At 70.9% G+C, this 16,120-nt stretch carries 18 protein-coding genes and 1 riboswitch; of the genes, 5 read left to right on the top strand and 13 right to left on the bottom strand.

Features of this window, described 5'->3' with window-relative positions; translation table 11 throughout:
- Positions 1–2 precede the first annotated feature (2 nt).
- The 5 genes from HD593_RS59370 to HD593_RS59350 all read right to left on the bottom strand — a co-directional run bounded on the left by HD593_RS59370 (position 3) and on the right by HD593_RS59350 (position 5,459).
- Positions 3–2,528 carry an L-aspartate oxidase gene (locus tag HD593_RS59370; protein WP_185111564.1) on the bottom strand — a complete coding sequence of 842 codons (2,526 nt, stop codon included), beginning with the start codon at positions 2,526–2,528 and terminating at the stop codon, positions 3–5.
- A 112-nt stretch (positions 2,529–2,640) separates the two neighbouring features.
- On the bottom strand, positions 2,641–3,147 hold the full coding sequence (locus HD593_RS59365) for a DUF6624 domain-containing protein (protein ID WP_185111563.1): 507 nt from the start codon (positions 3,145–3,147) through the stop codon (positions 2,641–2,643).
- A gap of 20 nt (positions 3,148–3,167) precedes the next feature.
- Positions 3,168–4,004, bottom strand: coding sequence for a pantoate--beta-alanine ligase (gene panC / locus HD593_RS59360; protein WP_185111562.1), 837 nt, complete (start codon positions 4,002–4,004; stop codon positions 3,168–3,170).
- Between the two features lie 22 nt (positions 4,005–4,026).
- Positions 4,027–4,917 (bottom strand): Rossmann-like and DUF2520 domain-containing protein, encoded by an 891-nt coding sequence (locus HD593_RS59355; RefSeq protein WP_185111561.1) that lies wholly within the window; start codon positions 4,915–4,917, stop codon positions 4,027–4,029.
- Positions 4,918–5,228: 311 nt separating this feature from the next.
- Positions 5,229–5,459, bottom strand: coding sequence for a chaplin family protein (locus HD593_RS59350; RefSeq protein ID WP_185111560.1), 231 nt, complete (start codon positions 5,457–5,459; stop codon positions 5,229–5,231).
- Positions 5,460–5,648: 189 nt separating this feature from the next.
- Between HD593_RS59350 and HD593_RS59345 the strand changes: the two genes are divergently transcribed.
- Positions 5,649–6,611, top strand: coding sequence for an SAM-dependent methyltransferase (locus tag HD593_RS59345; RefSeq protein ID WP_185111559.1), 963 nt, complete (start codon positions 5,649–5,651; stop codon positions 6,609–6,611).
- A gap of 76 nt (positions 6,612–6,687) precedes the next feature.
- Here HD593_RS59345 and HD593_RS59340 read toward each other — a convergent pair whose 3' ends face one another.
- A complete protein-coding gene (locus tag HD593_RS59340) occupies positions 6,688–7,851 on the bottom strand; it encodes a cytochrome P450 (protein WP_312904424.1) in 1,164 nt (387 codons plus the stop codon).
- 29 nt (positions 7,852–7,880) lie between these two features.
- Entirely contained in the window at positions 7,881–8,624 is a 744-nt protein-coding gene (locus tag HD593_RS59335) for a TerC family protein (RefSeq protein ID WP_185111557.1), read from the bottom strand.
- 122 nt (positions 8,625–8,746) lie between these two features.
- Positions 8,747–8,862, top strand: a riboswitch (SAM riboswitch).
- A gap of 45 nt (positions 8,863–8,907) precedes the next feature.
- Between HD593_RS59335 and HD593_RS59330 the strand changes: the two genes are divergently transcribed.
- On the top strand, positions 8,908–10,200 hold the full coding sequence (locus HD593_RS59330; protein WP_185111556.1) for an aminotransferase class V-fold PLP-dependent enzyme: 1,293 nt from the start codon (positions 8,908–8,910) through the stop codon (positions 10,198–10,200).
- A gap of 15 nt (positions 10,201–10,215) precedes the next feature.
- Here the strand turns inward: HD593_RS59330 and HD593_RS59325 are convergent, their stop codons facing one another.
- A complete protein-coding gene (locus tag HD593_RS59325) occupies positions 10,216–10,923 on the bottom strand; it encodes a DoxX family protein (RefSeq protein WP_185111555.1) in 708 nt (235 codons plus the stop codon).
- 123 nt (positions 10,924–11,046) lie between these two features.
- Between HD593_RS59325 and HD593_RS59320 the strand changes: the two genes are divergently transcribed.
- Genes HD593_RS59320 through HD593_RS59310 form a run of 3 tightly spaced genes read left to right on the top strand, consistent with a single transcriptional unit; the run spans position 11,047 to position 13,494 of the window.
- Positions 11,047–12,192: an NADH-quinone oxidoreductase subunit D gene (locus HD593_RS59320; protein WP_185111554.1), complete on the top strand. Its 1,146-nt coding sequence runs from the start codon at positions 11,047–11,049 to the stop codon at positions 12,190–12,192.
- Entirely contained in the window at positions 12,189–13,316 is a 1,128-nt protein-coding gene (locus HD593_RS59315) for an acyltransferase family protein (protein WP_221525488.1), read from the top strand. The genes HD593_RS59320 and HD593_RS59315 overlap by 4 nt, the downstream gene beginning before the upstream one ends.
- Positions 13,309–13,494 carry a hypothetical protein gene (locus tag HD593_RS59310; RefSeq protein WP_185111553.1) on the top strand — a complete coding sequence of 62 codons (186 nt, stop codon included), beginning with the start codon at positions 13,309–13,311 and terminating at the stop codon, positions 13,492–13,494. The genes HD593_RS59315 and HD593_RS59310 overlap by 8 nt, the downstream gene beginning before the upstream one ends.
- Here the strand turns inward: HD593_RS59310 and HD593_RS59305 are convergent.
- The 5 genes from HD593_RS59305 to folP are packed head-to-tail and all read right to left on the bottom strand — an operon-like array spanning position 13,491 to position 16,098.
- Positions 13,491–13,946: a DUF3180 domain-containing protein gene (locus tag HD593_RS59305; protein ID WP_185111552.1), complete on the bottom strand. Its 456-nt coding sequence runs from the start codon at positions 13,944–13,946 to the stop codon at positions 13,491–13,493. The two genes, HD593_RS59310 and HD593_RS59305, sit on opposite strands and share 4 nt — an antisense overlap.
- Entirely contained in the window at positions 13,943–14,446 is a 504-nt protein-coding gene (gene folK, locus HD593_RS59300; protein WP_185111551.1) for a 2-amino-4-hydroxy-6-hydroxymethyldihydropteridine diphosphokinase, read from the bottom strand. Before folK ends, HD593_RS59305 begins: the two co-directional genes overlap by 4 nt.
- Positions 14,443–14,808 (bottom strand): dihydroneopterin aldolase, encoded by a 366-nt coding sequence (folB, locus tag HD593_RS59295; protein ID WP_185111550.1) that lies wholly within the window; start codon positions 14,806–14,808, stop codon positions 14,443–14,445. Before folB ends, folK begins: the two co-directional genes overlap by 4 nt.
- Positions 14,798–15,244 (bottom strand): nuclear transport factor 2 family protein, encoded by a 447-nt coding sequence (locus tag HD593_RS59290; protein WP_185111549.1) that lies wholly within the window; start codon positions 15,242–15,244, stop codon positions 14,798–14,800. The genes folB and HD593_RS59290 overlap by 11 nt, the downstream gene beginning before the upstream one ends.
- Positions 15,241–16,098, bottom strand: a complete 858-nt coding sequence (folP, locus tag HD593_RS59285) for a dihydropteroate synthase (RefSeq protein WP_446686255.1) — start codon at positions 16,096–16,098, stop codon at positions 15,241–15,243. The genes HD593_RS59290 and folP overlap by 4 nt, the downstream gene beginning before the upstream one ends.
- Positions 16,099–16,120: the final 22 nt, after the last annotated feature.

Here is a 16,120-nt window from a genome sequence, read left to right as displayed (position 1 = left end):
AATTACCCCCGCAGATCCAGTGCGATGTCAAGGGCCGGCGCTGAGTGCGTTAGCGCTCCCACCGCAAGGTAGTCGACGCCAGTTTCCGCCACATCACGGGCCGATTCCAAGGTCAATCCCCCGCTCGCTTCAAGCGCAACCCTGTTTTTCGCCCGATTTTTCACGACATGTACAGCACGAGCTGTGTCCTCGACCGTGAAGTTGTCCAGCAGGATCAGCTCGGCCCCCTCGTCCAGAACCGGGTCGAGCTGATCGAGCCGGTCGATCTCCACCTCGATCGGCAGGTCCGGGTACCGCTCCCTGACCGCCCTGAACGCCTCGGCCACGCCGCCGGCGGCCACCACGTGGTTGTCCTTGATCAGCGCGGCGTCCGACAGCGACATCCGGTGGTTGACGCCGCCCCCGCAGCGGACGGCGTACTTCTCCAGGGCCCGCAGCCCCGGCAGCGTCTTGCGGCTGTCGCGCACGCGGGCCGCGGTGCCGCTGACCGCCTCGACCCAGCGGCCGGTCAGCGTGGCCACCCCGGACAGGTGCGTGAGCAGGTTGAGCGCGGTGCGCTCGGCCGTCAGCAGGGCCCGCACGGGGCCCTCGACGGTCATCAGCACGTCACCGGCCCTGACCTGCTCGCCGTCCTTGGCCACGCGCTCGGCCCGGGCCGCGCCCAGCCGCACGAACACCGCCTCGGCCACCGCCAGCCCGGCCACCACACCGTCCTTGCGGGCCACCACGTCGGCGATCGAGCGCTGGTCGGCCGGGATGGTGGCCAGGCTCGTGACGTCGCCCGCCTCCTGAAGGTCCTCGGCGAGCGCCCGGTCGATCAGCGCGTCCACCTCGGCCGGGTCCAGCCCGGCGGCGGTCAGCTCGTGCGCCAGGCGCGGCGGCATCGCGTCGCCGTGCGGTGTGTACGTCATGCGCAGGCCCTCCTCCGTCAGGGTCACGTCCAGGTGACCCAGCCATTCGTCGTCGTCGCGGGTGTCGTGATCCTCGCGCCAGTGTGAACCGCGCGTCTCCAGCCGGGCCGCCGCCGCGCCGGTGAGGACGGTGGCGACGGTGAGCAGGTTCGTGGCCTCCCAGGACTCGGTGCACGCGGGCACCTGGACCGGGGTCCAGCGCGCGTCGCGCAGCGCCCTGGCCGTGGCGATCAGCGACTCGCGGCTGCGCAGCACGCTCGCCCCGGTGCTCATGTGGGCCTGGATCCTGCCTCTGGCCCTGGGGTCCACCAGCCCCTCCGCGGCCGCGCCCGGCACCGGCTCCCCGGGCGCGGGGCGTACCGCGTGGATGTCCTCGGCGATGCGCTCGGCGAAGACCAGCCCTTCCAGCAGGGAGTTGGAGGCCAGCCGGTTGGCGCCGTGCACGCCCGTGCAGGCGACCTCGCCGCAGGCGTACAGGCCGTCGATGGAGGTACGGCCGTGCAGGTCCGTACGGACGCCGCCGCTGGCGTAGTGGGCGGCCGGCGAGACCGGGATCGGCTGCGTGGCCGGGTCGATGCCGTGCTCGCGGCAGACCGCGTAGATCGTCGGGAAGCGGGACTCCCACTTGTCGCGGCCGAAGTGCCGCCCGTCCAGGTACACGTGCTCGCGCCCCGTCTGGCGCATCACCCCCAGGATGGCCTTGGCCACGACGTCGCGCGGCGCCAGGTCGGCCAGCTCGTGCACGTCCGCCATGAAGCGGTTGCCCTCGTGGTCGGTCAGGAAGGCCCCCTCGCCCCTGACCGCCTCCGAGATCAGCGGCTGCTGGCCCTTCGAGCCCTCGCCGAGCCACAACACGGTGGGGTGGAACTGCACGAACTCGATGTCGCGCACCACGGCCCCGGCCCGCAGGGCCAGCGCCACGCCGTCGCCGGTGGAGACGGCGGGGTTGGTGGTGGCGGCGTAGACCTGGCCCATGCCGCCGGTGGCGAGCACCACGGCCCTGGCGCGTACCGCGCCCACGCCGTCACGCGCGCCCTCGCCCATGACGTGCAGCGTCACGCCCCTGGCCCGGCCTCTGGCGTCCTTGAGCAGGTCGAGCACCAGCGCGTGCTCGATCACCTCGATCCGGCTCGCCCTGACCGCCTCGACGAGCGCCCGCTGCACCTCGGCGCCCGTGGCGTCGCCGCCGGCGTGCACGATCCGGCGCCGATGGTGCCCGCCTTCCCTGGTGAGCTGGAGTTCCCCCTCGGGGGTCCGGTCGAAGCGGGCACCCCGTTCCATGAGCCGCCGCACCGCGCCGGGGCCCTCGGTCACGAGCGTGCGCACCGCCCGCACGTCGCACAGCCCCACGCCGGCGACCAAGGTGTCGTTCAGGTGTTCGTCAGGGGTGTCGCGCGGGTCGAGCACGGCCGCGATGCCGCCCTGGGCCCAGCGGGTGGAGCCGGCCGACAGCACGTCCTTGGTGACGACCAGGACCTTGGCCGCCGGCTCCAGCTCCGTGTAGTGCAGGGCCACGGTCAGTCCCGCGACGCCGGAGCCCACGACGACCACGTCCGCCTCGACGGTCCAGCCGGGCTCCGGCGCGGTCAGACGCAGGGGAATCACCGGTGCGCTCATGGGGGTCTCCTCACTGAGGCGATTTCGTCAGTATGACGATAATCCCTGGAGTGGTGATTTCGTCAATATGACGATAACGCCTGGGGTGGCGGGAACATGCCCCGGGGGTTGCTCAGTGACTCCCGCTCTTCCTGATGAACGCCTCGTACTCGGCGAACGGCTCCAGCCCGACGGCCCTGCGCCGCTCGTCCAGCAGCTCGGGATCCTCGATCGGCATGGGCTCCAGGCCGTCCGCGCCGTCGTGGAACTGGGTGCCGTAGAGCTGGGGACGGCCGGAGCGCACGCGTACGCGGTCCACCAGGTACGCGAAGTCGCGCGGCGAGGCCTCGTCCGACTCCACGGCGTCGGCCATCACCTCGCGGAACAGCCGCTGCACGTCACGGGAGGTCGCGTGCTGCGCCAGCAGCCAGGCCGCCCGCGCGGCCCGCTCCCCCACCTGGGAGATCAGCGGCCAGCCACGGGTGGCGACGACGGTGTAGAGCCAGGCCGTGTTGCCCTCGTCGAGCCGCTGCAGGCGTGCGAGCCGCTTGTCGCCGGGGACGCCCTTGGCCGGGTCGCGCATGGCCCGGTCCATCTCCATGCGCCGGAGCAGCTCGTCCCTCAGCTCCTCGTCCGTCATGCTCCCGACGGTAATCCGCCTCAGCTGGGATTCAAGGTGAGGGTGACGTTGTCGATCAGCCGCGTGGAGCCGACGCTGGCCGCCACCGCGAGCACGGCCATGCCCTCGAAGCCGTCGCCGACCTCCGTGAACGTGGCCGGATCGACCAGGGCCAGGTAGTCGACGTCGAGCTCGGGGCCGGCCTCGTCGAGCACCGCGCGCGCGGTCCGCCGGATCTCGGCCGGGGTGAGCTGGGCCGCGCCCGCCCGCAGGGCCCGCGACAGCGCCAGCGCCACCCGCCGGTCGTCGCCCGACAGGTACCGGTTGCGGCTGGACAGGGCCAGGCCGTCGGGCTCGCGTACGGTCGGCACGCCCAGGATCTCGATCGGCAGGTCGAGATCGGCGACCATGCGGCGGATCAGGGCGAGCTGCTGGGCATCCTTCTGGCCGAACACCGCCAGGTCGGGCTGCACCAGGTTGAACAGCTTCAGCACCACCGTGAGCACGCCGTCGAAGTGCCCCGGCCTGAAGGCGCCCTCGACGATCCGGCCCATCTGCCCGGCGGAGACGCCCACCTGGCGGTCGGGGGCGTACATGTCCTCGGCTGCCGGGTGGAAGACGACGTCCACGTCCTCGGCCCGGCACGCATCAAGATCGGACTCAAATGTACGTGGATAGCGTGAAAAATCCTCGTTAGGACCAAATTGGAGGGGGTTGACGAAAATGCTGACCACGACCTGATCGGCGCGCACCCGGGCCTGCCTGATCAGCGACCGGTGGCCCTCGTGGAGCGCGCCCATGGTGGGCACCAGCGCCACCGTGCCTCCACGGCGCGCCTTGACCAGGTCTTCCCGGCCCCTGGCGACGATCAGCTCCATAACAGCCCTCCCAACGCGACGGTCAGGTCCATATATTGCCCCCCAGCGCGTCGAGCAGCCGCTCCGCCTCCTCCGGTTTGAGCAGCCCCGCGGCCAGCGCCCGGTCCGCGGTGAGCCTGGCCAGCGCGACATAGGCGTCGGCCGCCTCGGGCGCGGCCAGGATCAGCGCGTCGACGTGCTTGCGCACGGTGCCCGCGTCACCGCGGACGACGGGGCCGGTCAGCCCGGCGATGCCCAGCCGCAGCACGTTGTCGAGGGCCGCGCCCAGCAGCGGGCCCAGCATGCGGCCCGGATGCTCGACCCCGATGCCCCGCAGCAGGTCGGAGGACTCGGCGATGAGCGTGACCATGTGGTTGGCCGCGTTGGCCAGGGCCGCGTGGTAGAGCGGGCGGTCGGCGTCGGCGATCCACACCGGCTCGCCACCCATCTCGATCACCAGGGCCTCGGCGACGGGCCGCAGCACCTCGGGGGCGGTGACGCCGTAGGAGATGCCGGTCAGCTTGTTGAGGTCGTCGTCCCTGCCGGTGAACGTCATCACCGGGTGCAGCGCGAGCGGCAGCGCCCCTGCCTCGGCGGCCGGGTCGAGCACGGACAGCCCGTACGCGCCGCTGGTGTGCACCAGCATCTTGCCGTGGAGGTCGGCGCCGGTGCCGGCCAGGCCGCTGACAAGGTGCGGCAGCGCGTCGTCGGGCACGGTGAGCAGGACCAGCTGGGCCGCCGCCACCACCTCGTCGGGCTGGGACGGCGTGACGCCGAGCCGGTCGGCCGCCCATCGCTGCGAGTTGTCGGACACGCCGCTGGCGGCCACGACCCTGTGCCCGGCCTGCGCCAACGCGGCGCCGAGAGCGGAGCCGACCTTGCCCGCCCCGAGCACGCCGACGGTCAGCCGTGCCGGGCGATCCCCTGCGTCCATGACGTCTCACCCCTGTCGACCGTGATGGCACTGCCGACCAGCGTAACGGCCTCTCAGAGTGACGAGCGTGACCGGTGTTTTGCCGCGCGTTGAGTTATTCGCAAAAGCGACAAGGGCATACAAAACGTGCACCCCCTGTCGGAAGAGATGAGGAGAGGGGTTCATCGCATGGCAGCGGGCGCCGAGTCCCGGATCGAGGCCCGACGCCCGCACGATGCGACCCCTTGGAGGTGCGCCGGCCGGTCATCCGCCGACTGACCGGCCGGGGGACGAGCCCGGGCCGACCTGCGTCGGCCCGGGCTCTTTTCCCATCAGTAGTGGTGAGGGGCGTGCACGCCGGCGCCACCCTTGCAGCCGGCGACCGCGACGCCGATGACGGCCACGGCGTTGCCGCAGATGTTGATCGGCGCGGTGATCGGGGCGACCACCTGGTTGCCGGAGAGCACACCGCCTGCGCCGTCGGTGATGATGTCGGCGTGCGCCGGGACGGCCAGCGACATCATGGCGACGGCTCCGGTGACGACCAGGACCTTCTTCAGCATGAGGGCTCCTCTCGGTTTCGCGGCACGGGACCGCGGGTGCATGGTCGGGAGTGACCGGGATCGGCCAATTGGGGGTTGGCGGAACGCGACCACTCGGTGACAATGGGTAAACGCTACCGCAAGTTCACGACCTTGAGTAGTCATATGATGACGGTGCGTGCCTGTCGCGAGTCATGAGATAGTCCAGGCATGTGGCTCACCTGGCGCGTCGCAACGGAGCGCGCGCTGTACGGCGAGGAGGGCTTTTACCTCCGCGAACGCCCGTCGGGCCACTTCCGCACCTCCGTCAGCGCCTCGGCGGCCTTCGCCGGCGCGGTCCTGGCGCTGCTCGCGGAGGTGGACGCGGACCTGGGCGAACCAGACGTGCTCGACCTGGTCGACATCGGCGCGGGCGAGGGCGTGCTGGTCACGCAGGTGCTGGAGGCGGCCGAGCCCCGGCTGCGCGACCGGCTGCGCGTCACGGCCGTGGACCTCTCGCCCAGACCGGCGGGGCTGCCCGAGCGGATCGAGTGGTCGCCGGTCCTGCCGACGGAGATCACCGGGCTGGCGATCGCCAACGAGTGGCTGGACAACGTGCCGCTCGACGTGGTCGAGCAGACCTCCGAGGGGCCGCGGCTGGTCATGGTCAACGTGCACACGGGCGAGGAGCACGTCGGCGGCCCGCTGCGGCCGGCCGACCGGAGCTGGCTGGAGCGGTGGTGGCCGCTCGGCCGCGTGGGCTCGCGGGCCGAGATCGGGCGACCGCGCGACGAGGCGTGGGCGTCGGTGCTCGTCCGTCTCACCAGGGGGCGGGCGATCGCCATCGATTATGCACACCCTGTGGACAACCGGCCGCTGCACGGCACGCTGACCGGGTATCGCGACGGGGCGGTCGTCACGCCCGTACCCGACGGGACCTGCGACATCACCGCGCACGTCGCGCTCGACGCGTGCGCGGAGGCCGGGCGGCGGGCCGGTGCGATATCCACAACCTTGTCCACACAGCGGGAGGCGCTGCGGGAGCTGGGGCTCACCGGCGAGCGGCCGCCGCTGGAGCTGGCCCGCAGCGATCCGCGCGGCTACCTCCGGGCCCTGGCGCGGGCCTCGGAGGAGGGCGAGCTGATCGACGCGTCCGGGCTCGGCGGGTTCGGCTGGCTCAGCCAGTCGAAGTGAAACGGTCTGCGGCGATGTCCGGCTGGCTCGGCCGGTCGAAGTCGGCCGCTCCTCTCGGCTCCGGCGCGAACCGGTCTCAGGCGGTGGCGGTGAGCTCCAGCGCGTGCAGGCCGCGGATGACGTAGCCCGGCTTCCAGGAGGGCTCGTGCCGCAGCTCCAGCGTGGCCGCCCGGTCGAGCAGCGCGCCGAACGACTCCATCAGCTCGATCCTGGCCAGCGGCGCGCCGAGGCAGAAGTGGATCCCGGCGCCGAAGGAGATGTGCGGGTTGTCGGCCCGGCCCACGTCGAGCCGGTCCGGGTCGGCGAACACGGCCGGGTCCCTGTTCGCCGAGCCGAACAGCAGCGCCACCTCCGAGCCGCGCGGGATCCGCACGCCGTGCACCTCGATGTCCTCCAGCACCCAGCGCTCGAACATCTGCAGCGGCGTGTCCCAGCGCATCAGCTCCTCCACCGCCGTGGGCAGCAGGGAGCGGTCGGCGCGCAGCCTGTCCAGCTCGCCGGGGTTCCGGAACAGGGACCACCAGCCGTTACCCGTCACGTTCACCGTGGCCTCGTGACCGGCGTTGAGCAGCAGGACGCAGGTGCCGACCAGCTCGTCCTCGGTCAGCTCGTCGATCTGGGCGAGCGCGCTGACGAGGTCGTCGCCGGGGCTGCGCCGGCGCTGGGCGGCCAGGGTCTTGAGGTAGCCGGAGAACTCCGAGGCCGCGCGGACCGCGGTGTGCTGGGCCTCGGGGGACGGGTTGAGCTCGTACATGCCGCAGATGTCGGCGGACCAGGGGCGCAGCAGGTGGCGGTCCTGGTCCGGGATGCCGAGCATCTCCGCGATCACGGTGACCGGAAGCGGCTCGGCGACCTCGGCGATCAGGTCACCGCCGCCCTTTTCCACGAAAGCGTCCACCAGGCTCCCGGCGATTGCCCGGACGCGGGGGCGCAGCGACTCGACCATGCGGGGCGTGAACGCCCTGGAGACCAGCCGGCGCAGCCTGGTGTGCACCGGCGGCTCCACGTCGAGCATGCCCGCCCTGATCACGCGCCAGAACGGCTCCTGGAACTCCGGCTCCGGCGGCCTGCCGAACTCCTCGTGGGTGGCCACGTGCAGGTACGAGCGGCCCAGCCGGCGGTCCCTGAGCAGCGCGTTCACGTCGGCGTGCCGGGCGATGAGCCACTGGCCCGTCGGCTCGAAGTAGCTGACGGGCGCCTCGCGCCTCAACTCGTCGTAAACCCTGTACGGGTAAGCCACGAAATCCGGATTCCAAGGATCAAAGCCCACTACTGCATCTTAGGATCGCCTTCCACCTGCTTGGTGTGCCTGCCGCGCATCCGGATGTTGAGCAGCTCCACGATGACCGAGAACGCCATCGCGAAGTAGATGTACCCCTTCGGGATGTGCTGGTCGAGCCCCTCGGCGACGAGCACCACGCCGATCAGCACCAGGAAGGCCAGCGCCAGCATCTTGATCGTCGGGTGCTGGTCCACGAACCTGCTGATCGGCCCGGAGGCGAACAACATCACCGCCACCGACACCACGACGGCCGCGATCATCACGCCGATCTCGTCCACCATGCCGACCGCGGTGATGACGGAGTCCAGCGAGAACACGATGTCCAGCACCATGATCTGCACGATCACCGAGGCGAACGAGGCCGCGGCGGCCTGCTTGCCGTCCTTGCCGGAGGGTCCCTCCATGCTGTGGTGGATCTCCGTGACGCTCTTGCCCAGCAGGAACAGGCCGCCGAGCAGCAGGATCAGGTCCCGCCCCGAGATCTCGTGGCCGAGTACGGAGAACAGCGGCTCGGTGAGCTGGACCACCCACGACAGGCCGAGCAGCAGGAGCAGCCGGCTGATGAGGGCCGCGGCCAGACCGAGCACCCTGGCCCGGTCCCGCTGTTCAGGGGGCAGCTTGCCGGCCAGGATGGAGATGAAGATGATGTTGTCGATCCCGAGCACGATCTCCAGGGCGACAAGGGTGAAGAAGCCGATCCAGATGTTCGGGTCGGTCACCCAGTCCAACATCTGCTCACCTCCATGACTCAGGGGGGACATTTCGGGGGTTTCCCGGTAGCAACGAGTCACAGGTGGCATTAGTTCGCGGTCTTGCGTTTCCTGCCCGGCTGTCGGTTATAGTTCACGACGTAGGTCATGAGTGCCAGCGACAAGCCCCGGCTAGCTGGCCGGCAACCCTCGCGTCCGCGGCGGGGTGCCCCGGGTGAAGACCTGGTCCGCCACGAGGTGTGGCGGGCAAGCGCGGGCTCCGTGGCTGCTCCCAGGGGTCCGATGACCCCGCAGGAGGTTTGCCGTGTCCACGCTCACGATCTTCAGCTCCGCCCGTGACGCCGCCGCCGGGACCGCTCCGGCCACCTCGGCCGGCCGGCCGATCCCCGCCGTGATCGGCGCCGATCTGGAAGTGCCCGTCAAGGGCGGCCGGCTCGTCGGGTACGCCAACCTGGACTACGCCGCCAGCGCGCCCTGTCTGGAGCCGGTCAGCGCCGCCGTCGCCGCCGCGCTCCCGGCCTACTCCAGCGTCCACCGCGGCGCCGGTTACGCCTCGCAGCTCACCACCGCCAGGTACGAGCAGGCCCGCCACACGGTCAGGGCGTTCGTCGGCGCCCGGCCGGACGATGCCGTGATCTTCACCCGCAACACCACCGATGCCACGAACCTGCTGGCCGGCTGCCTGCCGGCAGGCACCACCGCCGTGGTCTTCGACACCGAGCACCACGCCTCCCTGCTGCCCTGGCCCCAGGCCGTACGGCTGGCGCCGCCCGCCTTCCCCGGCGAGGCCGTGCGCGCCGCGGACGAGGCGCTGGCCGGGATCGACGGGCCGAAGCTGCTCGTGGTCACCGCCGCCTCCAACGTGACCGGCGAGCTGTGGCCGATCGCCGCCCTGGCCCACATCGCGCACCGGCACGGGGCCCGCATCCTGGTGGACGCGGCGCAGCTCGTACCGCATCGCAAGCTCAACCTGACGGCGCTCGACCTGGACTACGTGGCCTTCTCCGGGCACAAGCTGTACGCGCCGTTCGGCGCCGGGGTGCTGGTCGGGCGGCGGGACTGGCTGGCGGAGGGGACTCCGTACCTCAAGGGCGGGGGCGCGGTGCGCTCGGTCGGGGAGGACGTCGAGTGGCACGACGACCCGGAGCCGCGGCACGAGGCGGGCACCCCGAACGTGCTGGGCGCCATCGCCCTGGCGGCCGCGTGCGACGCGCTGACCGCCACCGGGTGGACCGAGCTGGTCCGCGAGGAGGAGCGGCTGATCGCGCGGTTGCGAGCGGGGCTGGGCTCGATCGCGGGTGTACGGGAGCTGTCGCTGTGGGGGGACGACCACCCGCGGGTCGGCATCGTGTCGTTCACCGTGGCCGGGTACTCGGCCCGCGAGGTGGCCGAGGCGCTGTCCGGCGAGTACGGCATCGGGGTGCGCGACGGGAAGTTCTGCGCGCACCCGTTCGTGCGGCATCTGCTGGACTCCGCCGATGGTGGTTGTGACGACGACACCGCGTCGGCGGTGAGGGCCTCGATCGGGATCGGCACCACGCAGGAGCACGTGGACCGGCTGATCGAGGCCGTGCGTGACCTGGTCTCCCGCCTCTAGGTCCGGCTGGGCCGGTCAGCCGTTCGGCGGCTTGCGGTGCTGCGGTGGCTCGTCGGAGACGAGGGCGTCGATCTCCCGCATGTCGTCGTCGTTGAGCCTCCCAGAGCTGGGTGCCGTGCTGGGCGCGTCCGGCTGCCGGGGCACCTCGGGCTGCTCGCCGGGCGCGGGAGCGGGCGTCGTGGGGCCGCCGGTGGTCGTGGTGGGGCCGCCGGTGGTCGTCGTGCCGGCCACTCCGCCTGCCGTCGTGCCCGCGGCGGTCGTCCTGCCCGGCCCGTAGGCCGTCAGCTCCTCCTCGGCCGTACGCCGCTCGGCACGCCTGCGGAAGATCGCGCCGAAGATGGCGTCCAGGCTGATCCGGCCACCCCCCAGCGCCAGGAACAGCAGGCTGAGCGCGCCGAGGGCTCCTGTCAGCTCCCAGCCGCCCTCGCCGACCATCACGCCCTTGGTACCGTGCACGAACATGATCGCGCCGAGCATGTTGATCAGCAACAGCAGCGCCACCGGGCGTACCAGCAGGCCCAGGATCAGGAAGATGCCGCCAACGGTCTCGACGACGGTCGCGTAACCGGCGGCCAGCTCGGGCGTCGGGATCCCCATCTCCCTGAAGCCCTGTGTCGTGGCACCCAGCCCGCTCTGCCACTTCTGCCAGCCGTGTGCCACGAAGATCACGCCGGTCGCGACGCGCGCGATCAGTGCCGCGACATCAAAGAGAACTCTCTTCATGGTGTTTTCTCCCCCCGTTCCCGGTATTCCTCCCCATGTCCGGCTTCACGATGCGTTTCCATACCATCTCTTGACCTGCCCCCGCGCTGGATCACCACCGTGGTCGGTGGCAGCATGGCCCGTATGACGGAACGAGTGGTCGGAATCGGCGCGGGCGCGAAAGAGCTGGCCACCGAGGACATGATCCTCAACATCGGCCCCCAGCACCCGTCCACCCACGGCGTCCTCAGGCTCCGGCTGACGCTCGACGGCGAGCGCATCGCCACCGCCGAGCCGATCATCGGCTACATGCACCGGGGCGCGGAGAAGCTGTTCGAGGTGCGCGACTACCGTCAGATCATCATGCTGGCCAACCGGCACGACTGGCTGTCGGGCTTCGCCAACGAGCTGGGCGTGGTGCTCGCCGCCGAGCGCATGCTGGGCATGGAGCCGCCGGTGCGGGCCGTGTGGGCGCGTACGCTGCTGGCCGAGCTCAACCGGGCGCTCAACCACCTGATGTTCCTCGGCTCCTACCCCCTCGAACTGGGCGCGATGACGCCGCTGTTCTACTCCTTCAACGAGCGCGAGCGCATCCAGGCCGTGATGGAGGAGATCTCCGGCGGGCGCATGCACTACATGTTCAACCGGGTCGGCGGGCTCAAGGAGGACCTGCCGTACGGCTGGCTCGACCGCGTCTCCGCCACCGTCGCCGAGACCCGCCGCCGGGTCCCCGACATCGAGAACCTCATCCTGCACAACGAGATCTTCATCGCCCGCACCAAGGGCGTGGGGGTGCTGACGCGCGAGCAGATCATGCAGTACGGCGTCAGCGGCCCCATCGCCCGCGCCTCCGGCGTGGACCTCGACCTGCGGCGCGACGATCCGTACCTGGCCTATCCCGAGCTGCCCGTCAAGGTCGTCACCCGCGGCGCCGGCGACTGCCACGCCCGCTTCACGGTGCTGCTCGAACAGCTCAAGGTCTCCCTCGACCTGGCCGACGCGTGCGTCGACCGGCTGCGCTCGCTGCCGCCCGGGCCGATCAACCAGCGGCTGCCGAAGGTGCTCAAGGTGCCCGAGGGGCACACGTACGCGTGGACGGAGAACCCGCTCGGCATCAACGGCTACTACCTGGTCTCCAAGGGCGACAAGACGCCGTGGCGGCTCAAGCTGCGCTCGGCCTCCTATAGCAACATCCAGGTGCTGCGCGAGATGCTTCCCGGGCATCTCGTGGCGGACATGGTGGCGATCCTCGGCTCCATGTTCTTCGTGGTGGGTGACATCGACAAGTGACGGCTCAGGAACGCGACAAGTACGTCGACTGGCTGCGGGCGCTCAGCCTGATCGTCGTGGTGGTGTGGCACTGGGCCTTCACGATCCTCGACTGGAAACCGTACGGACCCGAACCCACCAGCCCGCTCGGCTTCACCAGCGGGCTGTGGATCCTCACCTGGCTGCTGCAGGTGCTGCCGCTGTTCTTCTACGTCGGCGGCCACGTGCACCTGCTGTCCTGGCACCGGGCCAGGGCCCGCGGCACCGGGATCGGCGCGTTCGTCTGGCGGCGCATCCGCGCGCTGGCCTTACCGGCGCTGTTCCTGTCCGGAGTGTGGATCGTCATCGGGGCGGTGGTGACGTACACGTTCCATGTCGACTGGATGTGGCGGGTGGTGCTGCTGGTGCTCAGCCCGCTGTGGTTCCTCGGCGTCTACCTCGTGCTCATCGCGCTGCTGCCCCTCGCGCTCTGGCTGCACCAGCGGTACGACGTGCTGACCCTCATCTGGCTCGGCGGCGCGGCCCTGGTGGTGGACGTGCTGCGCTTCCGGTACGGCATCGAGTGGGCCGCCTGGCTCAACATGATCATCGTGTGGGGGCTGGCGCACCAGGCGGGGTTCTTCTACGACCGGATCGTGGCGCTGCCCAGGCGCTACGACATCGCGCTGCTGTGGACCGGGCTGTTCGCCCTGTTCGGGCTGGTCTACTCGGGCATCTACCCGGGCTCGATGGTGGGGGTGCCCGGTGACAAGTTCTCCAACATGGCGCCGCCGACGTTCGTGATCGTGGCGCTGCTGCTGTTCCAGATCGGACTGGTCGAGGTGCTCAGGCCGGCCATGGAACGGGTGCTGGAACGGCCGCGCTGGCGGCGGCTGAACGACTTCATCAACCGGTACTCGCTGCCGCTGTTCCTGTTCCACACGACCGGGATGGCGATCTCCCTGGGGCTGTCGTGGTGGCTGTTCGGCACGCTGGGAGACCGGATCCCGCCGGACTCGGTGTGGTGGCTGGAGCGGCCGATCGCCATCGTCGGGCCGCTCATCTGCACCGCTCCGGTCATCTACCTCTTCGGGCGCAGGCGTGCTCCCGTCAGGCAAACGCAGGACAAGGATGTCAGCGGGTCCATAAGCTCTGACCATGGCTGACATCGCCTTCCGGGCCAACGCCGAAGACGAGCGGATCATTCGCACCGCGCTGCGGGAAGGTGAGCGGCCCAGCGACGTCCTGCGCCGCGCGCTACGCCTGCTGCAGCGCGAGATGTGGTACGACCGCCTGGTCACCGACGGTCTGCGCGCCATCGAGGAGCTGCCCGACGAGCACTAGTCGCGCGGACGTTCCTCCGGCTCCTTCGGGATGCGGCAGGCGTGCTCCAGGTAGAGCGCCGCGCAGACCAGCACCACGCACGAGACGAACGAGCCCGTCGCGACGAAGAACTCCCCGCGCGGCGTCTCCCGGTCGAGCAGTTGCACGGTGTGCAGGGCGAACCCGGCGAACACCCCGCCGAACACCGCCCCCGCGTACGCCGAGGCCTTCGCCAGCGCCGCCAGCCGGGCCACGGCCAGCGGCTCCACCGGCTTCATGCCCGGCTTCCTGGCGATCCTGGCCTTGGTCGCCCAGCCGCTGTAGGCCTCGCCGAGGGCCAGCAGCAACAGCGTGGGGATCGCGGTCCAGGGCATGAGCGGCAGCCCCGAGTAGTTGCGGCTGACCACCGCCCAGGTGATCAGGGCGACGACGACGAGGATGCCGACCAGGACGGCGGGACGGGTGGGCTTCAATCGGGCCTCTGCAGTCTCAGATCCTCACGCAGGCGGACACCCTGCTCGCCGAGCCCGCCGAGCAGCTCCGCCACCCGGCCGCGACCGGGCACCTCCCCCTCCGGGTCAGCCTTCGACCAGGGCACGAGCACGAACGCGCGCTCGTGCGCCCGAGGATGCGGCAGCGTCAGGTCGGGGTCGTCGCAGACGGTCTCGCCCACCACGATCAGGTCGATGTCGAGCGTCCGAGGCCCCCAGCGCTCGGCGCGCTCACGGCCGAAGGCGTTCTCGACGCTCTGCGCCCGCTCCAGCAGCGTGCGCGGGGCGAGCGTGGTCTCCGCGACCACGATCGCGTTGAGGTACGGGCGCTGCCCGCCGGGCCCGCCGACCGGGTCGGTCTCGTAGACCGGGGACGCCGAGACGAACTCCAGCCCCGGCGCGTCGAACAGCGTGTCCACGGCACCCTGCAACGTCTGGAACCGGCGTCCCAGGTTGCTGCCGAGAGAGAGCACCACTTTCATGCGCGGCTCCGCTCGATGGTCACGATCACGTCGTCGAAGGGCAGCGGGATGGGCGCCGCCGGCTTGTGCACGCTCACCTCGACCTTACGCACCAGCTCGCTCGCCAGGCACACGTCGGCCAGCCGCTGCGCGAGCGTCTCGATCAGCTCGACCGGCTCGCCCTCCACCACCTCGGTCAGCGCCTGCGCCAGCTCGCCGTAGTGGACGGTCTTGGTCAGGTCGTCGCCGGCCGCGGCCGGCGCGGTGTCGAGGAACAGCGTCGCGTCCACCACGAACTCCTGCCCGAGCTCCCGCTCGGCAGCGAGCACGCCGTGCCTGCCCCGGGCCCGCAGGCCCTTGAGAGCGATGCGATCAAGGCTCAAGCTCGCCTTCCTCCTCCTCGTCGTCGTCGCCCTGGAGGACCGGCGAGCCGTGGTGCATCCACAACCGCCAGCCCTGCGAGGTACGGATGTAGACGTTGCTGGCCACCACCTTGCCCGCGGCGAAGCTGGCCTCGCCCTCCTCGCCCGCCGTCAGGATGTTCTCCACGCAGGTGAGGACGGCCACGTCGCCCAGCACGGTCGTGTTGACGTCGGTCAGCACGAACTGGATGTAGGTGGTGTTCGCCATGATCAGGGCCCAGGAGCGCAGCACCTCCTGGCGGCCCGTCAGCAGGGTCCAGCCCGGGTGCACGCAGCTCACCTGGTCGTCAGCGGTGTCCTCGGCCCAGATCTCGGTCATCTTGTCCAGGTCCGCACTCTCGATGGCGGCGTAGAACTCCTGGTTGACCGTCTCGATCGCGGCGGTGTCGACGCTCATGTGCCTGCTCCGGCTCTCTTCCATGCGGCCGCCACGCGCACGGCATCGGCGTTGGGACCTACCTCGTGCACGCGTACGCACCAGGCGCCGGCGTGCGCCGCCAGCGCGGTGACAGCCAAGGTGGCGTCGTCACTGCGGCTGAACGGCCGTGGCGTGCCGTCGGGATCGGCCAGCAGCCGCCCGAGGAAACGTTTGCGCGATGCCCCGATGAGCAGCGGGAAGCCCAGCTCGGCCAGGCGCGGGATGCCCGCGAGCACGGCCCAGTTGTGCTCGGCGTTCTTGGCGAAGCCGAGGCCGGGGTCGAGCACGACCTGCTCCGGCGTGACCCCCTCGGCCAGCACCAGGTCCACCCGCTTGCTCAGCTCCTCGCGCACCTCCGTCACCACGTCGGCGTAGACGGCACGCGAGTACATGTCGTGGCTGTGGCCGCGCCAGTGCATCACGACGTACGTGACCCCGGTCGCGGCGACCACGCGCGGCATCGCCGGGTCGGCCAGGCCGCCGCTCACGTCGTTGACGATCCGCGCGCCCGCCTCCACCGCGGCCTTGGCCACCTCGGCACGCATCGTGTCGACGCTGACCACCACCCCCTCGGCGGACAGCGCCCTGATCACCGGGACGACCCGGGCCAGCTCCTCGTCCATGGACACCCTGGCCGCGCCCGGGCGGGTGGACTCGCCGCCCACGTCGACGATGTCGGCGCCCTCGCGCACCAGCTCGAAGCCGTGCTGGATGGCCGCCGCCTCGTCGAACCACATGCCGCCATCGCTGAACGAATCGGGCGTCACGTTGACCACACCCATGACGAGGCACCGCTCCGCACCTCCCGGCACGCTGATGGGCACGCTAGTCATGGGCCAAGCCTAGGCGCTTCCC

Origin of the sequence: Nonomuraea rubra, assembly GCF_014207985.1 — a bacterium.
In the GTDB taxonomy this organism is placed as follows: Bacteria; Actinomycetota; Actinomycetes; order Streptosporangiales; family Streptosporangiaceae; genus Nonomuraea; species Nonomuraea rubra.
The sequence above is the reverse complement of the archived record's forward strand: the minus strand, read 5'-3'. Positions and strand labels throughout refer to the sequence as shown.